Genomic DNA, 21261 nt, shown 5'->3' with positions numbered 1-21261 from the left:
AGGCTCGCAGGGGTGATCGACCCGAAGTCCGCTCCCGAGGACCTGCCCCAGCTGAACCAGCCGGTGGCGGTGGTCGCCTTCGAGGGCTGGAACGACGCCGGGGACGCCGCCACCGGGGCGCTCGAGCACCTCGAGCTCATCTGGGACGCCACGCCCCTGGCGGCGCTCGACCCCGAGGACTACTACGACTTCCAGGTCAACCGGCCCACCGTCTCCCTCGTCGGCGGGGTGAGCCGGCGCATCGAGTGGCCCACCACGCGCATCTCCGTGGCCCGCCCGCCGGGCAGCGACCGCGACGTCGTCCTCATCCGCGGCATCGAGCCCAACATGCGCTGGCGCGGGTTCTGCCAGGAGCTCATCGAGCTGTGCCAGGAGCTCGACGTGCAGACCGTCGTCGCGCTCGGCGCCCTGCTCGCCGACACCCCGCACACCCGGCCCACCCCGGTGTCCGGCTCGGCCTACGACGTCGAGTCCGCGCAGGCGTGGGGGCTGGAGACCTCCCGCTACGAGGGGCCGACCGGGATCCTCGGCGTCTTCCAGGACGCCTGCGTGCAGGCCGGCCTCCCCGCGGTGAGCTTCTGGGCGGCGGTGCCGCACTACGTCTCGCAGCCGCCGTCGCCGCGGGCCACCGTCGCGCTGCTGCAGCGCGTCGAGGAGGTGCTGGAGCTGACCGTGCCGCTCGGCGCGCTCCCCCAGCAGGCCGAGGACTGGGTCAAGACCGTCGACGAGATGGCCCAGGAGGACGCCGAGGTCGTCGAGTACGTGCGCTCGCTCGAGGAACGGGCCACCGAGAGCGACCTGTCCCAGGCCAACGGCGACCAGATCGCCCGCGAGTTCGAGCGCTACCTCCGCCGCCGGGGCTCCTCCCCCAACTGAGGTCCGTCCCCCGCCCCTCGCCCGGGCGGGGGCGGCCTGCGTGCGCGAGTTGGGGGTAACGGTCGACTCCGGGCGCCTCCCGTCCCCGCGGGCCCTGCAGGGTCCCGGGAGCCGGCTGAGCCGCGGCTCAACCCCGGCGCAGCAGCGGGGCCGTGCGGGCGGCGGCGTCGTCGCCGAAGAGCCGGTCGTGGGTGGCCAGCGCGAAGCGGTCGGTCATGCCCGAGACGTGGTCGACGACCTGGGTGACCGGGTCGGCCGCGGTGTCGCGGTAGGTCGCCGGGATGAGCCCGGGGTGCTCGAGGTGGTGGTCGACGAGCCGGCGGATGACGTCGACGGCGAGCTGCTTCTGCCCCGCGGCGGCCTCCGACGCGTACACGCGCCGGAACATGAACGCCCGCAGCTCGTGCATCGCGGCCAGCGGGCCCGGCGCCATCACCACCGCCGCGCCGTCGGCCAGCGAGCCCTGCACGACGGCGTCGGTCATCGCCCCGACCATCGCGCTGCCGGGTTCGCCGAACACCTCCCGCGCGCGGGCCGGCAGGTCACCGGCCTGCAGCACCCCGGCGCGGACGGCGTCGAGCGCGTCGTGCGAGAGGTAGGCGATCCGGTCGGCGTAGCGGACGCACTCCCCCTCGCGGGTGGCCGGCGGCGGTGAGATCTTCCAGCTGTGCGCGCGGATGCCGTCGCGCACCTCCCAGGTGAGGTTCAGGTGCTCGAGCACCTCGACGATCCGCACGCCCTGCGCCGCGTGGTGCCAGCCGCCGGGCACGTAGGGGGCGAAGGCGTCCTCGCCGATGTGGCCGAACGGCGAGTGGCCGACGTCGTGCCCGAGCGCGATCGCCTCGGCCAGCGTCTCGTTGAGCCCCAGTGCACGGGCGATGGCGCGGGCCACCTGGGTCACCTGCAGCGTGTGGGTGAGCCGGGTGACGAAGTGGTCGCCGTCGGGGTTGAGGAAGACCTGCGTCTTGTGCTTGAGCCGGCGAAAGGCCTTGGCGTGCAGGATCCGGTCGCGGTCGCGCTCGAAGGCCGTGCGCAGCGGGTCCTCGGGCTCGGCGACGGCCCGGCCGCGGGTGGCCGCCGCGCGCGTGGCGGCCGGGGCGAGCGCGTCCTCCTCCCGCTCGCGGGCGGCGCGGTCGGTGGAGCGGAACCCCCCGCCACCGGCCATCAGGCCTCCTGGAGGCCGACGCCCAGGAGCGCGTCGACGGCGTCGGAGACCACGGCCGGCGCGCCGTCCTCCGGGTCCCCGTGCCCGGCCAGCGTCGCCGCCGCCCACGCGTCGACGGCGGCGATCGCGCCGGGGCTGTCCAGGTCGTCGGAGAGCCGCTCGCGCAGTGCGGCCAGCACCGGCGCGGCCGGGGCGCCGGCGTCGCGGGCCACCGCGCGCCGCCAGGTGGCCAGCCGCTCCTCGGCGGCGGTCAGCAGGTCCGGCGTCCAGGCGCGGTCGGTGCGGTAGTGGCCCGACAGCAGGGCCAGCCGGATGGCCATCGGGTCGACGCCCTCGCCGCGCAGCTTGGAGACGAACACCAGGTTGCCCCGGCTCTTGCTCATCTTCTCGCCGTCGAGGCCGATCATCGCCGCGTGCACGTAGGCCTGCGCGAAGGACTGCTTCACCCCCGTCGCCGCCGCGGTGAGCGCCTCGGCGTGGACGGCGGAGTACTCGTGGTGCGGGAAGACCAGGTCGCTGCCGCCGCCCTGCACGTCGAAGCCCATGCCGATGGTGTCCAGCGCGATGGCGGCGCACTCGATGTGCCAGCCCGGCCGGCCCTCGACGCCGCGCGGCCCGGGCCAGGACGGCTCGCCCTCGCGGCGGCCGCGCCACAGCAGCGGGTCCAGGCGGTTGCGCTTGCCCGGGCGGTCGGGGTCGCCGCCGCGCTCGGCCGACAGCGCCAGCATCGTCGCCTCGTCGTAGCCGGACTCCTCGCCGAACGCCGGCGCCTGCGCCACGTCGTGGTAGACGTCGCCGGTGCCGTCGTCGAGGACGTAGGCCAGGCCCTCGTCGAGCAGCGTCTCCACGTGCGCCACGATCCGCGGGATGGCCGCGACCGCGCCCACGTAGTCCTCGGGCGGCAGCACGCGCAGCGCGGTCATGTCCTCGCGGAACAGCGCGGTCTCCCGCATGGCGAGCACGACCCAGTCCTCGCCGTCGCGCTCGGCCCGCTCGAGCAGCGGGTCGTCGATGTCGGTCACGTTCTGCACGTAGTGGACGGCGTGCCCGGCGTCCCGCCACAGCCGGTTGACCAGGTCGAAGGCCAGGTAGGTGGCGGCGTGGCCGAGGTGGGTGGCGTCGTAGGGGGTGATGCCGCAGACGTACATGCGCGCCACCGCGCCCGGCTCGGTGTCGACGACCTGGCCGCGCGCGGTGTCGAACAGCCGCAGGACCGGGCCGGGGCCCGGGAGGGTCGGCAGGAGCGGGGCAGGCCAGGCGAGCACGGCGACGAGCCTAGTTCGCCGCCGGACACGCCAGCGGGCGCCGCCCCCGGGCTGGGGACGGCGCCCGCCGGATCACCGGGCCTCACCCGGTCGGTGTCACCCGGTCGGTGTCACTCAGTCCTCGTCGTCGTCGTCGACCCAGTCGAGGGTGCGCTGCACGGCCTTCGTCCACTTGCGGTAGTAGCGGTCGCGGTCGGCCGGCTCCATCGCCGGGCTCCACCGCTTGTCCTCGGCCCACTGGCTGGTCAGCTCGTCCTCGTCGGCCCAGAAGCCGACGGCCAGGCCCGCGGCGTACGCCGCGCCGAGCGCCGTCGTCTCGGCGATCTTGGGCCGGACGACGTCGACGCCGAGGATGTCGGCCTGGAACTGCATGAGCAGCTCGTTGACCACCATGCCGCCGTCGACCCGGAGCTCGGTGAGGTCGACGCCGGAGTCGGCGTTCATCGCCTCGACGACCTCGCGGGTCTGGTAGGCCGTGGCCTCCAGCACCGCCCGGGCCAGGTGCCCGCGGTTGACGTAGCGGGTCAGGCCGACCAGCGCGCCGCGGGCGTCGGAGCGCCAGTGCGGGGCGAACAGGCCGGAGAAGGCCGGTACGAAGTAGGCGCCGCCGTTGTCGTCGACCGAGCGGGCCACCGCCTCGATCTCCGGCGCCCCGCCGATGAGCCGCAGGTTGTCGCGCACCCACTGCACCAGCGACCCGGTGACGGCGATCGACCCCTCGAGGGCGTAGACCGGCCTGCGGTCGCCGATCTTGTAGCAGACCGTCGTCAGCAGCCCGTTCTTCGACGAGACCGCCTCCTCGCCGGTGTTGAGCAGCAGGAAGTTGCCGGTGCCGTAGGTGTTCTTGGCCATGCCCGGGGAGAAGCAGACCTGCCCGAAGGTGGCCGCCTGCTGGTCACCGAGCGAGCCGGCGATCTTCACGCCGGCCAGCGCGCCGGCCTTGCGGCCCTCGCCGTAGACCTCGGAGTTGGACCGGATCTCCGGCAGCATGGACACGGGGATGCGCATGTCCGCGGCGATCGACTCGTCCCACGCCAGCGTCTTGTAGTCCATGAGCATGGTGCGCGAGGCGTTGCTGACGTCGGTGAGGTGCTGCCCGCCGTCGACGCCGCCGGTCATGTTCCACAGCAGCCAGCTGTCGATCGTGCCCATGAGCAGCTCGCCGCGCTCGGCGCGCTCGCGGGCGCCCTCGACGTTGTCGAGGATCCAGGTCACCTTGGGTCCGGCGAAGTAGGTGGCCAGGGGCAGGCCGACCTTCTCCTTGTAGCGCTCGGCTCCCCCGCCGAGCTCGCCGAGCTCGGTGACGATCCGGTCGGTGCGGGTGTCCTGCCAGACGATGGCGTTGTACACCGGCTCGCCGGTGCTCCTGTCCCACACGACGGTGGTCTCGCGCTGGTTGGTCAGGCCGACGGCGGCGAGGTCGGAGCCGGTCAGGTCCGCGCGGGCCAGCGCCTGGCCGACGACCTCGCGGACGTTGGTCCAGATCTCGACCGGGTCGTGCTCGACCCACCCGGCGCGCGGGAAGATCTGGCGGTGCTCCTTCTGGCCGACGGCCACGACGGCGCCGGCGTGGTCGAAGACCATGCAGCGGGTGCTGGTCGTGCCCTGGTCGATCGCGGCGATGTAGGTGGTCACTGCTTCCTCCTGGTGCGTCGTTGCAGAGGGGTGGGCGGGTCAGAAGACCCGGGCGAGCAGGCCGGCCAGGACGGCGCCGACGATCGGTCCGACGACGGGGACCCACGAGTAGCCCCAGTCGTTGCCGCCCTTGCCGCGGATGGGCAGCACCGCGTGCGCGATGCGGGGCCCGAGGTCGCGGGCGGGGTTGATGGCGTACCCGGTGGGTCCACCCAGCGAGGCGCCGATCGACACGACGAGCAGCGCCACGGCGAGCGGGCCGATCTGGGAGGGGGTGTTGCCGAACTGCAGGATGATGTAGATCAGCACGAAGGTGCCGATCGCCTCGGTGACGACGTTCCACGGGAGCGCCCGGATCGCCGGGCCGGTGGAGAAGGTGCCCAGGATCTCGCCGGGGTCCGGGTGGGCCGCGTAGTGCTCGCGGTAGGCCAGCCAGGCGAACACGGCACCGAGGAAGGCGCCGACGAACTCGCCGGCGAAGTAGACCAGGGTGCTGCCGAGGGTGATCTCGACGCCGGGGGCGTACTCGTCGGCGCCGGAGGCCCAGAGACCGACGGTGACGGCCGGGTTGAGGTGCGCGCCGCTGCGGTAGGCGGCGTAGACGCCGACGAAGACCGCCAGGCCCCAGCCGAAGTTGATGAGCAGCCAGTCGGCGCCGCGCCCCTTGGACTCGGTGAGCAGCACGTTGGCGACCACGCCGACGCCGAGGAGGATCAGCAGTCCGGTTCCGAGCACCTCGGAGAAGAAGACCGAAGTCAGTGACACGCGAAGACACCTCTCTGTGTCCGGTTGTGCCTTGGTGTGGGGTCCCGCCCGGCTCGGGCGGGTCGTGCGGGATCCCTGTGGTGCTCCTCCTCTCGCCGGGATCGTCGTCGGGGTCCGGGCCGGCGGGGTGTCCCCCGCCGGCCCGGGAGGTCAGGAGGCGCTGGCGAAGGGCGTGATCTCCGGCGCCTGCAGCCGCGCCCGCTCGGCGGAGGTGTCGTCAGGCATCGCCTCGGCGGCGTGCTCGGCCTCGACCCGGGCCAGGTAGGTGGAGATCTCGCGCTCGCGCCGCGCGTCGTCCCAGCCGAGCAGGCCGGCCATCAGCTCGGCGGCCGGCCGCGCCGACGCCGTCCCGCGGTCGGCCTGCTCGTAGGACAGCCGGGTGCGGCGGGTGAGCACGTCCTCCAGGTGCAGGGCGCCCTCCGCGGTGACGGCGTAGACCACCTCGGCCCGCAGGTAGTCCGGCGCGCCCTCCAGCGGGCGGCCCAGGTCGGGATCGGCGTCGACCAGGGCGAGGACCTCGTCGACGAGGCTGCCGTAGCGGTCGAGCAGGTGCTCCACGCGGGTCTCGGTCCAGCCGTGCGCGGCGGCCAGGTGGGCCTTGCGGTTCCAGCGGACGCGGTAGCCGTCGGCGCCGGCCAGCGGCAGCTCCTCGGTGAGCGAGGCGGGGATGGCCGCCTCGGGGTCCTCGCCGGGCGCCCGGTCCCGCAGCGCCATGTCGACGACGTCGCGGGCCATGACGCGGTAGGTCGTGTACTTGCCGCCGGCGATCATCGTCAGGCCCGGCCGGACGGTGGCCACGGTGTGCTCGCGGGAGACCCGCGTGGTGCCGCCGGCCTCCTCGTCGATCGGCTGCAGGAGCGGGCGCAGGCCGGTGTAGACGCCGAGGACGTCGTCGCGGGTGAGCGGCCGGGCGAGGACGGCGTTGGCGTGGTCGAGCAGGTAGTCGACGTCGGCGGCCGAGGCGACCGGGTGGTCCTTGGCGAGGTCCCACGGGGTGTCGGTCGTGCCGATCACCCAGTGCGTCGGCCACGGGATGATGAACAGCACGCTCTTCTCGGTGCGCAGGATGAAGCCGTCGTCGCCGGCGATGACCTCGCGCGGGACCGCGATGTGCACGCCCTTGGAGGCGCGCACGGTCAGTCCCTGGGCGGCGAAGAGCTCCTGCACCTGGTCGGTCCACACGCCGGTGGCGCCGACGACGTGGCGGGCGCGGATGGTGAGCTCACGGCCGGTCTCGAGGTCGACGGCGCGTACGCCGGCGACCCGGCCGTCCTCCTCGTGGTAGCCGGTGACCTGGGTGCGGCTGGCGGCCAGCGCGCCGTGGCCGACGGCGGTGCGCACGAGCACCTGCACCAGGCGGGCGTCGTCGACCTTGGCGTCCCAGTAGCGGATGGCGCCGATGGCGACGTCGTCGCGCAGCGAGGGGGCGACCCGGCGCAGCGCCTTCTTCGACAGGTGGCGGTGCAGCGGGACGCCGCGGCCGCCGACCCGGCCGAGCAGGCCGCCGAGGGTGTCGTAGAGCGCGATGCCGGCGCCGGTGTAGACCCGCTCCCAGACGCGGTGGCGCAGCGGGTAGAGGAACGGCACGGGGTGGACCAGGTGCGGCGCGAGCCGGCCGACGAGCAGGCCGCGCTCGTGCAGGGCCTCGCGGACGAGGGCGAAGTCGAGCATCTCCAGGTAGCGCAGGCCGCCGTGCACCAGCTTGCTGGCCCGGCTGGAGGTGCCCGAGGCCCAGTCGCGCTGCTCGAGCAGGCCGACCGACAGGCCGCGGCTGGCGGCGTCGAGGGCGGCGCCGGCACCGGTGACACCGCCGCCGATGACCAGGACGTCGAGGACCTCGCGGGACATGCGGTCGAGGGCGGAGGTGCGGACCTCGGGCGAGAGGGCTGTGGACACCGGGACTCCTGGTGGTGCGCGTGGTGCGGGGCGACGGCGGGCGTGCCGCCACCCGGGGACAGGGTGCAACTTGCACCTCTCCGGCCCCCGGGGCAACCGTCTGCACGTCCGTGCACGCCGGGGCTAGCGTGGAGGCCGTGCGCGGGACCCCCCGGGCGGGCAGGGAGCACGGCATGGCGTCCGACGAGGACCTGGAGCGGGTGGCCAGGCGGTACTGGCTCGACCGCGTCCGGATGGAGGACATCGCCGTCGAGGAGGGGATCTCGCGCTCCACGGTGTCCCGGATGCTCGACGCCGCGCGGGCGCTCGGCATCGTCACCGTGTCCGTGAACTCCGTGCACGGACGTGCAGCGTCCATGGCGGGCGAGCTCGGGCACCGGTACGGGGTCACCGCGCGCGTCGTGGCGGTGCCCGACGACGCGCCCGACGTCGCCCGGCTGCAGCTCGTGGCCGACCGCACCGCGGCCGTCCTGGACGAGGCGATGGGCGACGGGATGACCCTCGGGCTGGCGTGGGGCACCACCACCAGCGCGGTCGGCCAGCACCTGCGGGCCCGGCCGCTGCGCGACGCGCACGTGGTCCAGCTCAACGGCGCGATGAACACCCACAGCAGCGGCCTGGGCTACGGCAGCGACGTCCTCGGCCGGTTCGGCACCGCCTGGGACGCCCAGGTGCACCACTTCCCGGTGCCGGCGTTCTTCGACCGGCCCGAGACCCGCCAGGCGATGTGGCGGGAGCGCAGCGTCCGGCGCGTGCTGGGCATCCAGCAGTCCGCCGACGTCGCGCTGTTCGGCGTCGGCGCGGTGGCCGGCGCCGTCCCCAGCCGGGTCTGGGCCGAGGGGTACCTGACCCACGCCGACCGCGCCGACCTCGCCGCGGCCTCCGTCGTCGGCGACGTGTGCACGGTGTTCCTGCGCGGCGACGGGTCGTGGGAGGGCATCCCGATCAACGCGCGCACCAGCGGCCTCGTCCCGCCGGCCCTGCGCCGCATCCCGCGGCGGGTGTGCGCGGTGTCCGGCGTCAACAAGGTCACCGCGCTGGCCGCCGCGCTGGCCGGGGGGCTCGTCACCGACCTGGTGCTCGACGAGCGCACCGCCTCCGCGCTGCTGCTGCGGCGCACCGCGCCCCGCCCCGCCCCGGCCCTCTGGAGCCGCTAGCGTCGGGCCGCACCCCCGCTGCGAGGAGGCCGCGATGGAGCTGTCGGGCTACCTGCCGGAGCTGCGCCGGGTCGACGCCCGCTGCGCCGACGCCGCCGCCGAGGCGGTGCTCGCCCGCGGGTGGGCCGCCCCGGTGCCCGGCTGCCCGGGGTGGACGCTGGCCGACCTGGTCTGGCACCTCGCCTCGGTGCAGCACTTCTGGGCCTGGGTCGTGCGCACCCGCGCCCCCGACCCGGGCGGCTACCCCGAGCCCGCGCGCCGTCCCGACGACGAGCTGCTGGGCTGGGCGGTCGCGCAGTCCGCCGAGCTGGAGCGCGTGCTGGCCGCCGCCGACCCCGCCGAGCCGGTGTGGACCTGGGCGCCGCGCAAGGACGTCGCCTTCGTGCTGCGCCGCCAGCTGCAGGAGGCCGTGGTGCACACCGTCGACGTCGAGCAGGTCCTCGGCGACGTCCGGCCGATCCCCGCCGACGTCGGCCTCGACGGCCTCGACGAGTGGCTGGAGGTGATGGTGCCCGGCGCGCTGCCCGGCGGCCCGCCCGAGGGCGCGCACCCGGTGGTGCTGCACGCGATCGACGCGGGGGTGGAGCGCACGCTGTTCGCCGGCACGCGGCCGCAGCCGGTGGCCACGCTGCGCGGCACGGCCGGTGACCTGCTGCTCGCCTGCTGGCGGCGGGTGCCGCTGGAGGTGCTCACCGTCGACGGCGACGGGCTGCAGGCCGCGGCGATGATCGCCGCCGTCGACCTCTCCTGAGCGCCCTCAGGGCCACGTCACGGCGTGGCGCTCGAACGCCTCACCGGTCTGCACGCCCACGACGCAGAACACCAGCCCCGCCGGGTCGGTCATCTGCCAGAACGAGCCCATGTCGGCCGTCCTCCGCGCGCCCAGCGACTCCAGCCGGGCGACCTCCGCGGGGACGTCGTCGGTCTCGACGTCGACGTGCCACCGCGGCGGTGTCCCCTCCCCCGTGCGCTGCACCTCGAAGGAGAGCCCGCCGCCGAGGGAGCCCAGGCGGTGCCAGTCGGGATCGGTCGTGTCCGGCTCGACGGGGTGGCCGGTGGCGGCCGACCAGAAGTCCGTGCCGGCGACGTGGACCTCCGGCGGCAGGTCGAGCAGCAGGACGGCGACGCGCGATCGGTGCGGCATGGACCTCAGCCTGCCGCGCACCCCCGACGGTGTGCGCCGGCGCGGGATCCCCCGGCCGGGAACGCGGCGTCAGCGCACACGCTCCCCGCCGCGCCCTAGAAGGGCGGCCAGGGCAGGGCGGGCCAGTCCCCCGACGGCTCGGGGTGCAGCTGCGTGCGCAGCAGCTCGGCCACCCGTTGCTGGGTGCAGCGGACCTCGCGGCGGGTGAGGTGCTCGTGCAGCGCATCGCCGAGGTCGCCGCGCAGGTCCTCGGCCAGCCGCTCGAGCACCGCCAGCGCCTCCAGCGGCAGCGGCTTGCCCGCCCAGCGCCACAGCAGGGTGCGCAGCTTCGGGTCCGGCGAGAAGCAGATGCCGTGGTCGACGCCGTACACGTGCCCCGAGGGGGTCGGGATGATGTGCCCGCCCTTGCGGTCGGCGTTGTTCACGACGGCGTCGAAGACCGCCATGCGGCGCAGCCCGGGGTGGTCGGAGCGCACGAAGCGGGCCAGGTCGACGTCGGGGTCACCGTCGATCCACAGCTGCACCATGCCGGGGCCGAACGGGCCCTCGCGCAGCACGGTGGGCGGCACGACCGACCAGCCGGTGGCCTCGCTGACCAGGGCGGCGGAGATCTCGCGGCCGGCCAGCGTGCCGTCGGGGAAGTCCCACAGCGGCCGCTCACCGGCGACCGGCTTGTAGACGCACTCCGCCTCGAGCGTGCCGGCGCGCAGCGTGCCGAACAGCGTCACGTTGCTGGCGTCGACCATCCGGCCCTCGAGGTCGATCTCGCCCTCGAGCAGCAGCGTCCGCGCCTCGGCGTCGGTGGCCGGGGCGCGCGTCTCCTCCACGGGCTCGCTCATCGCCGGCAGCCGGGGATCAGCGGCGGTAGCCGTTCTGCCGCGGGCAGACGTGCCCGGTCGGGTCCAGCGGCAGCGAGCACAGCGGGCACGACGGCCGTCCGGCGGCGACGACGCGGCGGGCGCGGGCCACGAACGAGCGGGCCGCGCCGGGGGTGATGGTCACCCGCAGCGCGTCGGGGCCCTCCTCGGCGTCGGAGAGGATGGCCTCCTCGTCGACCGGCTCGTCGGTGGCGGCCACGGCCTCGACGACGACGGCCTGCGCCTCGCCGTCCCAGGCCAGGCCCATGGCCGCGACGCGGAACTCCTCGTCGACGGGGGCGGTCAGCGGGTCGAGGTCGTCGACGTCGGCGGTGGTGGGGACGACCGTCCCGGGGCGCGCGGCGATCTCGTCGAGGAGCTCGTCCATGCGCTCGGCGAGCACCTGCACCTGCGACTTCTCCAGCGCGACGCTGACCACGCGGCCCTCGGCGTCGGAGGCCTGCAGGTAGAAGGTGCGGTCCCCGGGCTGTCCCACCGTGCCGGCGACGAACCGGGACGGGCTGTCGAATCGATGGACCTGGCGGGGCACGCGCCCAGGTTACGCGGGCGCCCGGACCGCTGCGTTCAGGTCGCGGCCGCCCCGGCCCCGCCGCCCACGACGGCGTCGGAGTCCCTGCCGCGCCGGCGCCGCGGCCGCTTCTTCGGCGGCACCAGCGCGGCGACGTCGCCGCCGGTGTCGTTCACGCGGACGACGAACGGGCGGGTCTCGGTGTAGGTGACCACCGAGATCGACGCCGGGTCGACGACGATCCGCTGGAAGGCGTCCAGGTGCAGGCCGAGGGCGTCGGCGAGGACGGCCTTGATGACGTCGCCGTGGCTGCAGGCGAGCCACACCGCGTCGGGGCCCAGCCGGGCGTTCCACTCGCGGACGGCGGCCACCGCGCGCGCCTGCGTCTGCGCCAGCCCCTCCCCCTCGTCACCGGGGAACACCGCCGCCGAGGGGTGCTGCTGCACGACCTTCCACATCGGGTCCTTGACCAGCTCGGCGAGCTTCCGGCCGGTCCAGTCGCCGTAGCGGGCCTCGCCCAGCCGGTCGTCGGTCTGCAGCTCCAGGTCGCGGCCGTCCAGCACCGCGCCCGCCGTCTGCCGGCAGCGCTCCAGCGGGCTGCTGACCACCGCGGCCAGCGGCACCGGCGCCAGCCGCTGTCCCACCGCGGCCACCTGCGCCTGCCCGGTCTCGTCGAGCTGCACGCCGGGGGTCCAGCCGGCCAGCACGCCACCGGCGTTGGCCGTCGTCCGGCCGTGACGCAGGAGGATGACGGTGGTCACGCGGCGAGCGTAGGCGGGCGTCCCTGACGACGCCGTCCGCGGGGACCACCGGACCGGGCGACGCGGAGGAGCGGACGTGGGAGGAGACGGGATGCACGTGGCACCCCGGCTGGCGCTGCTGTGCCTGCAGGGCGACGGCCGCCTGACGCCGTCGCGCCCGGCGGCGCAGGCGGTGCGCGCGGGCGGCCTGGTCGACCTGGTCCTCGCCGGGCGCCTGGTCGAGGAGGACGACGCCGTCGAGCTCCTGCCCGGGCCGGAGGCCGGCCGGGTGGCCGAGGACCTGGTCGCGGAGGTCGACGCGGACCCGGGACGGCCGCTCGCGGACCTGGTCGAGCGCGGCCGGGCCGGCCTGCCCGAGGCGGCCGGCGAGCTGGTGGACCGCGGCCTGTGGCTGCCGCGGGCGTCGCTGCTGCCGTGGCGGGGCGAACGCTACCGGCCGGCGGACCCGTCGCTGGCCCGGGCGGTTCTGGCGCCGGCGGTCGCCGCCGTCAGGGTCGACGGGGCGACCCCCGACCGGGCCGCCACCGCGGTGCTGGCGACGGTCGCGGGCCTGGTCGACGGCCGGTTCGCCGAACCCGACGAGCGCCTGCTGGCGGCCTGCGGACCGGCGGAGTGGGTGACCCGCACGGCCGCCGAGGTCATCGCCGTCTCCCGCCGGTGGCACGAGGCCATGGGCGCCACGACCATCGCCGACCTCGGGACGCCGTGGTGACCTACTGGGGCGCGAGGACCCCGACGCCGACCAGCGCCAGCAGCGCCAGGCCCAGCACCACGCGGTAGACGACGAACGGCGTGAACGTGCCGCGGTCGAGGTAGCGCAGCAGCCAGGCGATCACCGACAGCCCGACGCCGAAGGCGATGACCGTGGCCAGCAGCGTCGGCCCCCAGGAGACGGTCTCCCCCTCGACGCCGCCGGTGAGCACCTCGTAGACCTGGAACCCGCCCGAGCCGAGCACCGCCGGGACGGCCAGCAGGAACGAGTACCGGGCCGCCGCCGCGCGGGTGTAGCCCAGGAACAGGCCCATGGTGATCGTGCCGCCCGAGCGGGAGACGCCGGGCACCAGCGCCATCGCCTGCGCCAGGCCGAACAGCAGCCCGTCGCGGACGGTGAGCTGCCGCAGCTCCCGCTGCTTGCGGCCCACCCGGTCGGCCCAGTAGAGGACCAGCGAGAACGCGACCAGCGAGATCGCCACGATGCGCAGGTCGCGCAGCGTCGTCTCGATGTCGTCCTGGAACAGCAGGCCGAGGACGACGATCGGGATGCTGCCGACGATGATCAGCCAGCCCGTGCGGGCGTCGGGGTCGGCGCGCTCGGACCGGTCGGCCAGCGCCCGCAGCCAGGCGACGACGATCCGCGCGATGTCCCGGCGGAAGTAGAGGAGCACCGCGGCCTCGGTGCCGATCTGCGTGATCGCGGTGAACGCCGCGCCCGGGTCACCCCAGCCGGCGGCCTCACCGACGACCCGCAGGTGCGCGCTGGAGGAGATCGGCAGGAACTCCGTCAGACCCTGCACGAGCCCCAGGACGACGGCCTCGAACCACCCCACGGCCGCTCAGCCCCGTCGGTGCGTCGTCGGGCGGGCGGGCGGGCACGGGCGGAACGGGAGCACGGGGGGACAGCCTAGGTCGGACCCTCCGGTGCGGGCGGAGCCACACCGGCGCGCCGCCCCTCCTCCGCCGCGCCCACCGGCCGGTGTCGTCCCCCGGCGGTAGGTTGGCCGGTCGTGGAACAACGGGCGCTGGGACGCAGCGGCCTGGTCGTCTCCCGGCTCGCGCTGGGCACCATGACCTGGGGCCGGGACACCGACGAGGACGAGGCGGCGCTGCAGCTCACCGCCTTCGTCGACGCCGGCGGCACCCTCGTCGACACCGCCGACGTCTACTGCGACGGCGACAGCGAGCGGACGCTGGGCCGGCTGCTGGCCGACGTCGTCCCGCGGTCGGAGGTGCTCGTCGCGACCAAGGCCGTGGGCCGCACCGGGCGCGGGCCGCTGGGCCGCGGCGCCTCGCGCGGGCACCTGCTGGCCGCGCTCGACGCCTCGCTGGCGCGGCTGGGCCTCGACCACGTCGACCTGTGGCAGCTGCACGCCTGGGACGAGCACACCCCGGTCGAGGAGACCCTCGCCGCCTGCGACACCGCCGTCGCCACCGGCCGCGTGCGCTACGTGGGTGTGAGCAACTACACCGGCTGGCAGACCGCGCAGGCCGCCACCTGGCAGCGCGCCTGGCCCGGGCGCACGCCGCTGGTGAGCACGCAGGTGGAGTACTCGCTGCTGCAGCGCGGCGTCGAGCGGGAGGTCGTGCCGGCCGCGGAGGCGCTCGGGCTGGGTGTGCTGGCGTGGTCGCCGCTGGGCCGCGGGCTGCTGACCGGCAAGTACCGGACCGGCACGCCGCCGGAGTCCCGGGGCGCCTCGCCGCAGTGGGCCGGCTTCGTCGACGACCTGCGCTCGGCCACCGCCGACCGCATCGTCGAGGCGGTGGTCACCGCGGCCGACGGGCTGGGCACCTCCCCGCTGGCCGTGGCGCTGGCCTGGGTGCGCGACCGCCCGGGCGTCGTCGCCCCCGTCGTCGGCGCGCGCACGGCCGCGCAGCTGCAGGCCTCCCTCGACGCCGACGCCGTCCGGCTGCCCGCGGCCATCCGCACCGCGCTCGAGGACGTCTCGGCGCCGCACTTCTCCTATCCCGACCAGCGAGCGGCCCGATGACCTCCCCCGCGATCTCCCCCGCACCGGCCTCCGCGACGGTCTGGCCGGACCCCGTCTTCGGCGCGTTCTGCACCGCCGGGCTGTGGCCGGGCCTGGGCAGGCGCGCCGTCGCCGAGCTGCCCGGCGCCGGGATCACCACCCCCGACGACGTCACCGCGGCGAAGCTGCTGAAGATGCCGCGGATCGGCAAGCAGCGCGCCGAGCGGCTGTTCTCCTCGTTCCTGTCCGCCGCGCCCACCTACGAGGTCGTCCGGCTGCTGGTCGAGGCCGGGCTGGACGCCAAGCTCGCGTCCTCGGCAGCCGACGCCCTGGGGGACGACGCCGCCCGCCGGCTGCGCGACGACCCGTGGGCGCTGCTCGGGCTCACCAACGTCCGGCTCGGCGACGCCGACCGGCTGGCGATCTCGCTGCTCCCCGGCGCCGACCGGCAGGACTCCCGCCGCGGCCGCGCGATCGTCGTCATGACGCTGCGGACCGCCGCCCGCGACGGGCACACCGTGCTGCCGGCCGACCTGGTCGTGGCCGCGCTGCGCGCCGAGGGCGTGACCGACCCGGCGGCGGCGATCGTCGCGGCGGTCGAGTCCGGCGACGTGCTCGACCACGAGCCGCCGGAGCCGGAGGTCGACGAGGACTCCGGCGAGGAGCCGCCCGAGCCCGACCCCGCGCTGCGGACCCTGTCGCTGGCCCGCTACGGCATGGCCGAGGAGGAGGTGGCCGAGGGCGTGGCCCGGCTGGCGGCCACCGCCGAGCGGATCGCCGACCCCGCCGCCGTCCGCTCGGTGTCCAAGGGCCTGGACGAGGCGCAGAGGCAGGCCGTCGCGCAGGTGCTCGGCGCCGGCGTCTCGCTGCTCACCGGCGGCCCGGGCACCGGCAAGAGCCGCACCGTGGCCGCCGTCGTCCGGCTGCTGAAGGCCAAGGGCACCGAGGTCGCGCTCGCGGCGCCCACCGGCCGGGCGGCCAAGCGCCTGGAGGAGCTCACCGACCACCCGGCGGTCACCGTGCACCGGCTGCTGGGCTCGCAGGGCTTCGGCGGCGGCTTCACCCGCAACGAGGAGTGGCCGCTCGACGCCGACGTCGTCGTGGTGGACGAGGCCTCGATGCTCGACGTCGAGCTCACCGCGGCGCTCGTCGAGGCCTGCTCCGACGGCACCCACCTGCTGCTGGTGGGCGACCCGGCGCAGCTGCCCTCGATCGGCCCCGGGCACGTGCTCGGCGACCTCATCGACTCCGGCGTCGTCCCCGTGACCGAGCTGACCACGCTGTACCGGCAGGCCGAGGGCGGCGCGATCGCCCGGCTGGCGAGCGCGGTGCGCACCGGGGAGCTGCCGCCGGTCGACTCCCCCGACCGCGAGGTCGTCGTCGTCCCGGCCTCGGGCAGCGGCGAGGCCGCCCGGCGGGTGGTGCAGCTGGTCACCGACTCGATCCCGCGGGCCCTGCGGATCGAGCCGCGCAACGTGCAGGTGGTGACCCCGGTGCACCGCGGGCCGGCCGGCACGATCGAGCTCAACCGGGCGCTCAAGGAGAAGCTCAACCCCGGCGACGGCACGGTGTTCGGCTTCGACGTCGGCGACCGGGTGGTGGCCACCGCCAACCACCTCGACCTCGAGCCGATCGGCTTCGCCAACGGCGAGGTGGGCGTCGTGACCGGGACCGGCGAGGGCTCGCTGACCGTCGACTTCACCTCGGGGCCGGTGACGGTGCCCGGCGATGCGCTGCCCGACCTCAAGCACGGCTGGGCGATCACCGTGCACCGCGCGCAGGGCTCGGAGTGGCCGGGCGTCGTCGTGGTGCTGCCGCCGGAGGCCGGCGGGATGCTGTCGCGGCCGCTGGTCTACACCGCGCTCACGCGGGCGCAGCAGCACCTGTCGATCGTGCACGCCTCCGGCGCCGCGCTGGCCCGGGCGGTGCGGGAGGTCGACGTCCGCCCGCGGCGCACCCGGCTGGCGCAGCTCCTCCGCGAGGGCCTGGACACCTGACCGGCCGCTCCCCGGGAGCCCGCCGCGAACGCGGGAGCAACGGGTCCCTCCTCAGTCGCGGCGGGCCAGGCCGGCGCGCAGGGCGCACAGGAGCTGCGACGTGGCGGCGCGGAGCTGGCCGGGGCAGGTGAGCGGGCGCGCGAAGGGCACCCGGACGTCGCGGTGCCCGCCCGGCCGCTCGACGCGCAGCCGGTAGCCGAACCGGTCGACGCCGAGCGGCCGCACGGTCTCCCCCGGCGCGGTCGGCACGCGGCTGCGGAGGACGGCGAGGACGTCGGGGTGGTCGCGGTCGAGGTGCTGCAGCATCCGCTCCTCGACGGCGGCGACCGGGTCGGGGCGGGCTGCGGCGAAGTCGGCCGGGGCCACCTCCGCGCAGGCGCCGCCCTCGCGCAGCACCACCTCGGCGAGGTCCAGCCGCAGCAGCAGCGCGCTCGTGCCGACGTCGAGCAGGGCGCCCTCGGGCCGGACCTCGGCGAAGGCGACGGCGGCGGCGCGCCGGTCGGCCTCGGGCACCGGCGTGAGCCAGCCGGACAGCCACAGGGTGGCCCGCACCGGGTCGCGCAGCGGCACCGGCGCGCGGTCGCTGACCATCAGCAGGGCCGACACGTCCCGGTCGGGGGCGGTGCCGAGGACGCCGGCCACCTCGCCGTCGGCGGGGACGAGCACGAGCACCTGCCCGGCGGCGGTGGTGGCGTGCGCCAGCGGGCGGCTCGGCTCCCGGCCGGCCACGCACAGCGCGGCGGCGGTGCGGGTGGCGGCGGTCCGGGCGCGCTCGGGGGCGCCGGCGACGGGCGGCGCCGGCGGACCGGGGCAGGTGGTCAAGGCTCCCCCTCGGGACGACTCAGGTTAGCCTAACCTGAGCTGATCTCCCGGGGGAAGCGTCACCCCCCGTTGGCCGGGACCGCCCGCCGCAGGTTGCGCCGTACCAGGAGCGGGAGCAGCGCCAGGTTGGCGATCGCCCCGCCGGCGAGCACGACGAGCACGTAGGACAGGACGCCGGCGTCGAGCACCACGGCCAGGACCAGCGCGACCAGCAGGCAGAGCCCGGCCAGGCCCCAGGACGGCGGCGGCGGCGCGGTCGCGCCCGGCGTGCCGCGCGCGCTGCTCGTCGAGCACGGCCAGGGTGGTGCCGGCCCAGTCCGCGGCCGCCGGGCGCAGCCGCGGCTCCCCCACCGGGCGGCCGCGGGTCACCGCCGTCTGCACGGTGTCGGCCTCGCCGCCGGTGAGCCCGTGCCGCGCGACGACCTCCGCGCGCAGGTCGCGCGTGCCGGGCCCGCGGAGGTCCGCCCAGAACCGGCGGCCGGCCATCGCCCAGGACAGCAGCGGCAGCGCGAGGGCGAGCAGGAGCAGCAGCACGAGCACCAGGGGCACCCGCCGAGCATGCCCGGCGCCGGCCCGCGGACGGACACGGCCACCCCGGACGGGGGACGCGCGCCGGCCAGGCGGCCGGCAGCGGGCGCAGGTGCTCGTGCGCCCGGGCGTCGCCGCGTCACGTTCCCGGTGGGCGTGGTCACCACGACCGTCGTGCCGGCGGTCTACCGGCCCCCACCGACAGGTCAGGCGGGCGGCCCGGTGTTGACCTCGACGGCCCGCTGCAGCCGGCGCCGGAAGACCACGGTCGCGACGACGGCCACGGCCAGGACCGCGACGACGCCCCAGGAGACGTCCCCGGGCTCCCCCGCGGCGAGCTGGACGACGACGCCCACCACCTGCAGGAGGAGCCAGAGCGCCACCAGGACCAGCAGCACCCGCTGGCCCCGGGTCGCCTCCTGCCACCGCAGACCGGACAGCGCCTGCCGCGCGTGCGCGACCGCGGCCCGCCGCAGCCGCTCGTCGTCCAGCCGCTGCCCGCGCGCGACCGCGGCGTCGACCGCGGCGGCCTCCGCGGCGCTGAGGCCGTGCGTCCGGACCAGGTCGCCCCAGGGGTCCGGGCCCCGCCCCGGCCGCAGCCGGGACCAGAACCGCCGCCCGCCCAGCCAGAACGCCAGCAGGGGCAGCCCGACGAGCAGCAGGACGATCGAGACGACGGCGGCGGTCACGCCGGGGATCGTCGGTGCCGCGCATCCTCAGCGCGAGGCGCTCCCCCGATCGGGTGCCGCGGCGTCAGGAGGTGCGGTCGTCCTCGTCGTAGGGGACGTCGGCCTCCTGCTCGAGGACGTCGGCCTCGTTGGCGTCGACGTCGCCGATCGGGCGCAGCGGGCCGGCCGACCCCGGTGCGGTGGCCAGCTGCTGCTCGAGCGCGTCGGCCTCGTCCGCGCCGTCGGTGATCGGGCCGGCCTCCCCCGCGACCGCGGGCGCCGCGGGCTCGAGGAGGGCCTCCTGCTCGGCGCGGTCGGCGTCGCTGGCGGAACCGGGATCGGTCACGTCGTCTCCTCGGGTGGGGCTGGCGGGTCCGGGCCCATCCTGCCGTCCGCGCTCCGGGGTGGCAGCCCCGCGGACGGCGGGCGGGTGACCGGCAGGTGTCGGCGTGGCAACATCGCTGGGGTGAGCACGGCCGACGACTACGAGTACGCGCCGCTGCGGATCCCGCCGGGCACGTCCCGGACCGCAGCGGCCACCATGCTGAGCCTGCAGGTCGACGTCGGCGGCTGGGAGCTCGCGCGTCTCCAGCTGCACGCCGACGGCACCCGCAAGGCCATCCTCCGCCGTCGCGCCCGGCTGTCCTACCTCCCGATGCCGGTCACCTAGGGAACGAGCACGACCTTGCCGACCGTGCCGCGGTCGGCGAGCGCGGCCAGCGCCCGCGGCGCCTGGTCCAGCGGCAGCACCTGACCGACCAGCGGGTCGATCTGCCCGGCGGTGACCAGCCGGACGAGCTCGTCGTGGGTCTGGCCGATCACGGCCGGGTCCTTCTTCTTGTACAGCCCCCAGTGCAGGCCGACGACGCTGTAGTTCTTGACCAGGGCGTGGTTGGCCGGCGCCTCGGGGATGCGCCCGCTGGTGAAGCCGACCACGACGAGCCGGCCCTCGAAGGCGATGCACCTCCGCGACCTGTCGAAGACGTCACCGCCCACCGGGTCGTAGACGACGTCGGCCCCCTCGCCGCCGGTGAGCTCCTTGACGACCGGCACGAAGTCCTCGGCCGTGTAGTCGATGGCGTGGTCGGCGCCGAGCTCGCGGCAGACCTCGGTCTTGTGCGCGCCGCCGGCCGTGGCGACGACCTTCGCGCCGGCGGCCTTGCCGAGCTGGATCGCCGCCGACCCGACGCCGCCGGCACCGGCGTGCACGAGCAGCCACTCGCCTGCCTGCAGGTGCGCGCGGCGGTGCAGGCCGACGTGGCCGGTCTGGTAGGTCAGGTAGAGGGCGGCGGCCTTCTCGTCGGACAGCGAGTCGGGCACCGGCCAGGCGTCGCGGGCGTTCATCAGCGCGTACTCGGCGAAGGCGCCGGGCCCGCCGGCCGGCCCGCCGATGACCCGGCGGCCGTCCTCGGTCTCCCCGCACAGCTCGACGCCCGGCGTGAAGGGCAGCGGCGGGCGCTCCTGGTACCTCCCCTGCGCCATGAGCACGTCGGGGAAGTTCAGCGCGGCGGCCCGCACCCGGACCTTGATCTGCCCCTCGGCCGGGACCGGCTCCTCGACGTCCTCGAACCTCATGACCTCCGAGGGGTCACCGAGCTCGTGGACCCGCCATGCGCGCATGGGCCCGACCCTGCCAGAGCCCCGGTGACCGGCGTCACCGGGGCCCTGGCCTCAGACCATCCGTCTCACCGCATCGAGGGCGGGCGCAGCGCCTCGGGGACGACGGCGGTCTCGCCGGTGGCCGTCTTCGCGCTGGGCACGCCCTTGAACCTGTAGGGCACCGTGCCGACGCCGGGCTGGATGACGTAGGCCGCGCCGGGCTCCCCCGACTCCCAGGCCATCACCATCGCGTCGGCGACCTCGGCGGCCGGGATCACCGGGAAGTCCGCCGCCTCGAACTCGTGCCGGATGCGGTCGATGATCGCGGTGTCGGCGAAGCCGGGGCAGATGGCCGAGATCGTGATGCCCTCGCGGGTCAGGCGCGGGGCCATCGACCGGACGAAGGCGATCGCACCGCCCTTGGCCACGCTGTACCCGGGGTCCGACGGCATGGGCGACAGGCCGGCCAGCGACGCGGTCACCACGATCGCTCCTCCGCCGGCCCGCGCGATCGCGGGTCGGGCCGCCGCGACGCCGTAGACGACGCCGAACAGGTCGACGTCGACCACGCGCATGAACTCGTCGAGGTCGAGGGCGTCGTCGCTCTTGGCCGCGGAGATGCCGGCGTTGAGGTAGGCGGCGTCGAGCCGGCCGTGCTCGGCCTCCACCTGCGCGACGACGGCCTCGTTCGCGGCGCGGTCGGTGACGTCGAGGGCGACGAAGTGAGCGCCGAGCTCGTCGGCGACCGACCGGTTGCGCTCGCTGTCGAGGTCGGCGGCGACGACGGTGACGTCCCGCTCGCGCAGCTTCTGCGTGAGGGCGCGGCCGAAGCCGCCGGTCCCTCCGGTGATCAGCGCGACGGAACCGGGGCCGGGAGGTGTGGGAGAGGTCACCCCCGCATCACACCACGGGC

General features: G+C 75.9%; 23 protein-coding genes. 7 read left to right on the top strand and 16 right to left on the bottom strand.

All coding sequences use genetic code 11. The features are described from left to right. Window positions 1-12: 12 nt before the first annotated feature. Window positions 13-876 (top strand): PAC2 family protein, encoded by an 864-nt coding sequence (locus JD79_RS16905; RefSeq protein WP_110006472.1) that lies wholly within the window; start codon window positions 13-15, stop codon window positions 874-876. A gap of 127 nt (window positions 877-1003) precedes the next feature. On the opposite strand, the gene JD79_RS16900 is transcribed toward JD79_RS16905, so the two are convergent. The 5 genes from JD79_RS16900 to JD79_RS16880 all read right to left on the bottom strand — a co-directional run bounded on the left by JD79_RS16900 (window position 1004) and on the right by JD79_RS16880 (window position 7602). Continuing rightward, entirely contained in the window at window positions 1004-2041 is a 1038-nt protein-coding gene (locus JD79_RS16900) for an HD domain-containing protein (protein WP_110006471.1), read from the bottom strand. Beyond that, window positions 2041-3306, bottom strand: coding sequence for a cysteine--1-D-myo-inosityl 2-amino-2-deoxy-alpha-D-glucopyranoside ligase (gene mshC / locus JD79_RS16895; RefSeq protein ID WP_110006470.1), 1266 nt, complete (start codon window positions 3304-3306; stop codon window positions 2041-2043). Before mshC ends, JD79_RS16900 begins: the two co-directional genes overlap by 1 nt. A gap of 114 nt (window positions 3307-3420) precedes the next feature. Continuing rightward, complete coding sequence (gene glpK, locus JD79_RS16890; protein ID WP_110006469.1) at window positions 3421-4941, bottom strand: glycerol kinase GlpK; 1521 nt, start codon at window positions 4939-4941, stop codon at window positions 3421-3423. A 39-nt stretch (window positions 4942-4980) separates the two neighbouring features. Next, window positions 4981-5706 (bottom strand): MIP/aquaporin family protein, encoded by a 726-nt coding sequence (locus JD79_RS16885; RefSeq protein WP_245900163.1) that lies wholly within the window; start codon window positions 5704-5706, stop codon window positions 4981-4983. A 150-nt stretch (window positions 5707-5856) separates the two neighbouring features. Further along, window positions 5857-7602: a glycerol-3-phosphate dehydrogenase/oxidase gene (locus JD79_RS16880; protein WP_170149249.1), complete on the bottom strand. Its 1746-nt coding sequence runs from the start codon at window positions 7600-7602 to the stop codon at window positions 5857-5859. A 137-nt stretch (window positions 7603-7739) separates the two neighbouring features. Here JD79_RS16880 and JD79_RS16875 point away from each other — a divergent pair, with 137 nt between their 5' ends. Both JD79_RS16875 and JD79_RS16870 read left to right on the top strand, forming a co-directional pair. Then, window positions 7740-8759 (top strand): sugar-binding transcriptional regulator, encoded by a 1020-nt coding sequence (locus JD79_RS16875; RefSeq protein ID WP_211308023.1) that lies wholly within the window; start codon window positions 7740-7742, stop codon window positions 8757-8759. Between the two features lie 34 nt (window positions 8760-8793). After that, on the top strand, window positions 8794-9510 hold the full coding sequence (locus tag JD79_RS16870) for a maleylpyruvate isomerase family mycothiol-dependent enzyme (protein ID WP_110006467.1): 717 nt from the start codon (window positions 8794-8796) through the stop codon (window positions 9508-9510). Window positions 9511-9516: 6 nt separating this feature from the next. Here the strand turns inward: JD79_RS16870 and JD79_RS16865 are convergent, their stop codons facing one another. The 4 genes from JD79_RS16865 to JD79_RS16850 all read right to left on the bottom strand — a co-directional run bounded on the left by JD79_RS16865 (window position 9517) and on the right by JD79_RS16850 (window position 12050). Then, a complete protein-coding gene (locus JD79_RS16865; protein WP_110006466.1) occupies window positions 9517-9903 on the bottom strand; it encodes a VOC family protein in 387 nt (128 codons plus the stop codon). Between the two features lie 95 nt (window positions 9904-9998). Continuing rightward, a complete protein-coding gene (locus JD79_RS16860) occupies window positions 9999-10742 on the bottom strand; it encodes an SCO1664 family protein (protein WP_110006465.1) in 744 nt (247 codons plus the stop codon). A 16-nt stretch (window positions 10743-10758) separates the two neighbouring features. Then, on the bottom strand, window positions 10759-11310 hold the full coding sequence (locus JD79_RS16855) for a DUF3090 family protein (protein WP_110006464.1): 552 nt from the start codon (window positions 11308-11310) through the stop codon (window positions 10759-10761). Window positions 11311-11345: 35 nt separating this feature from the next. After that, a complete protein-coding gene (locus tag JD79_RS16850) occupies window positions 11346-12050 on the bottom strand; it encodes a histidine phosphatase family protein (protein WP_110006463.1) in 705 nt (234 codons plus the stop codon). 91 nt (window positions 12051-12141) lie between these two features. On the opposite strand from JD79_RS16850, the gene JD79_RS16845 reads away from it, so the two are divergent. Then, window positions 12142-12762 carry a GPP34 family phosphoprotein gene (locus tag JD79_RS16845; protein ID WP_110006462.1) on the top strand — a complete coding sequence of 207 codons (621 nt, stop codon included), beginning with the start codon at window positions 12142-12144 and terminating at the stop codon, window positions 12760-12762. A 1-nt stretch (window position 12763) separates the two neighbouring features. Here JD79_RS16845 and JD79_RS16840 read toward each other — a convergent pair whose 3' ends face one another. Beyond that, complete coding sequence (locus JD79_RS16840; RefSeq protein WP_110006461.1) at window positions 12764-13597, bottom strand: undecaprenyl-diphosphate phosphatase; 834 nt, start codon at window positions 13595-13597, stop codon at window positions 12764-12766. 177 nt (window positions 13598-13774) lie between these two features. Between JD79_RS16840 and JD79_RS16835 the strand changes: the two genes are divergently transcribed. Beyond that, on the top strand, window positions 13775-14755 hold the full coding sequence (locus tag JD79_RS16835) for an aldo/keto reductase (RefSeq protein ID WP_110006460.1): 981 nt from the start codon (window positions 13775-13777) through the stop codon (window positions 14753-14755). Further along, a complete protein-coding gene (locus JD79_RS16830) occupies window positions 14752-16731 on the top strand; it encodes an AAA family ATPase (RefSeq protein ID WP_110006459.1) in 1980 nt (659 codons plus the stop codon). The genes JD79_RS16835 and JD79_RS16830 overlap by 4 nt, the downstream gene beginning before the upstream one ends. Before the next feature lie 51 nt (window positions 16732-16782). Here the strand turns inward: JD79_RS16830 and JD79_RS16825 are convergent, their stop codons facing one another. From JD79_RS16825 to JD79_RS16815, 4 genes are all read right to left on the bottom strand, one after another. Continuing rightward, complete coding sequence (locus JD79_RS16825; RefSeq protein WP_110006458.1) at window positions 16783-17553, bottom strand: DUF2470 domain-containing protein; 771 nt, start codon at window positions 17551-17553, stop codon at window positions 16783-16785. A 59-nt stretch (window positions 17554-17612) separates the two neighbouring features. Next, the gene (locus JD79_RS24310) at window positions 17613-17744 is read right to left on the bottom strand and encodes a hypothetical protein (RefSeq protein ID WP_281270323.1); all 132 of its coding nucleotides are present in this window, start codon (window positions 17742-17744) and stop codon (window positions 17613-17615) included. Window positions 17745-18287: 543 nt separating this feature from the next. Next, window positions 18288-18770 carry a hypothetical protein gene (locus JD79_RS16820; RefSeq protein ID WP_110006457.1) on the bottom strand — a complete coding sequence of 161 codons (483 nt, stop codon included), beginning with the start codon at window positions 18768-18770 and terminating at the stop codon, window positions 18288-18290. 64 nt (window positions 18771-18834) lie between these two features. Beyond that, the gene (locus JD79_RS16815; RefSeq protein ID WP_110006456.1) at window positions 18835-19095 is read right to left on the bottom strand and encodes a hypothetical protein; all 261 of its coding nucleotides are present in this window, start codon (window positions 19093-19095) and stop codon (window positions 18835-18837) included. A 120-nt stretch (window positions 19096-19215) separates the two neighbouring features. On the opposite strand from JD79_RS16815, the gene JD79_RS16810 reads away from it, so the two are divergent. Next, window positions 19216-19419, top strand: a complete 204-nt coding sequence (locus JD79_RS16810; protein ID WP_093578803.1) for a DUF5703 family protein — start codon at window positions 19216-19218, stop codon at window positions 19417-19419. Here JD79_RS16810 and JD79_RS16805 read toward each other — a convergent pair. Beyond that, entirely contained in the window at window positions 19416-20369 is a 954-nt protein-coding gene (locus JD79_RS16805; protein ID WP_110006455.1) for an NADPH:quinone oxidoreductase family protein, read from the bottom strand. The two genes, JD79_RS16810 and JD79_RS16805, sit on opposite strands and share 4 nt — an antisense overlap. 65 nt (window positions 20370-20434) lie before the next feature. Then, window positions 20435-21241, bottom strand: a complete 807-nt coding sequence (locus JD79_RS16800; RefSeq protein WP_110006454.1) for an SDR family oxidoreductase — start codon at window positions 21239-21241, stop codon at window positions 20435-20437. Between the last annotated feature and the right edge of the window lie 20 nt (window positions 21242-21261).

The sequence above is a fragment of the Geodermatophilus normandii genome (assembly GCF_003182485.1).
GTDB lineage: Bacteria > Actinomycetota > Actinomycetes > Mycobacteriales > Geodermatophilaceae > Geodermatophilus > Geodermatophilus normandii.
The sequence above is the reverse complement of the archived record's forward strand: the minus strand, read 5'-3'. Positions and strand labels throughout refer to the sequence as shown.

What these genes read in the sequence shown, in the direction of transcription:
- JD79_RS16845 (WP_110006462.1), top strand. Translation starts at nt 12,142, where the DNA reads ATGCACGTGGCACCCCGGCTGGCGCTGCTGTGCCTGCAGGGCGACGGC.
- JD79_RS16865 (WP_110006466.1), bottom strand. Translation starts at nt 9,903, where the DNA reads ATGCCGCACCGATCGCGCGTCGCCGTCCTGCTGCTCGACCTGCCGCCG.
- JD79_RS16860 (WP_110006465.1), bottom strand. Translation starts at nt 10,742, where the DNA reads ATGAGCGAGCCCGTGGAGGAGACGCGCGCCCCGGCCACCGACGCCGAG.
- JD79_RS16805 (WP_110006455.1), bottom strand. Translation starts at nt 20,369, where the DNA reads ATGCGCGCATGGCGGGTCCACGAGCTCGGTGACCCCTCGGAGGTCATG.
- JD79_RS16830 (WP_110006459.1), top strand. Translation starts at nt 14,752, where the DNA reads ATGACCTCCCCCGCGATCTCCCCCGCACCGGCCTCCGCGACGGTCTGG.
- JD79_RS16900 (WP_110006471.1), bottom strand. Translation starts at nt 2,041, where the DNA reads ATGGCCGGTGGCGGGGGGTTCCGCTCCACCGACCGCGCCGCCCGCGAG.
- JD79_RS16870 (WP_110006467.1), top strand. Translation starts at nt 8,794, where the DNA reads ATGGAGCTGTCGGGCTACCTGCCGGAGCTGCGCCGGGTCGACGCCCGC.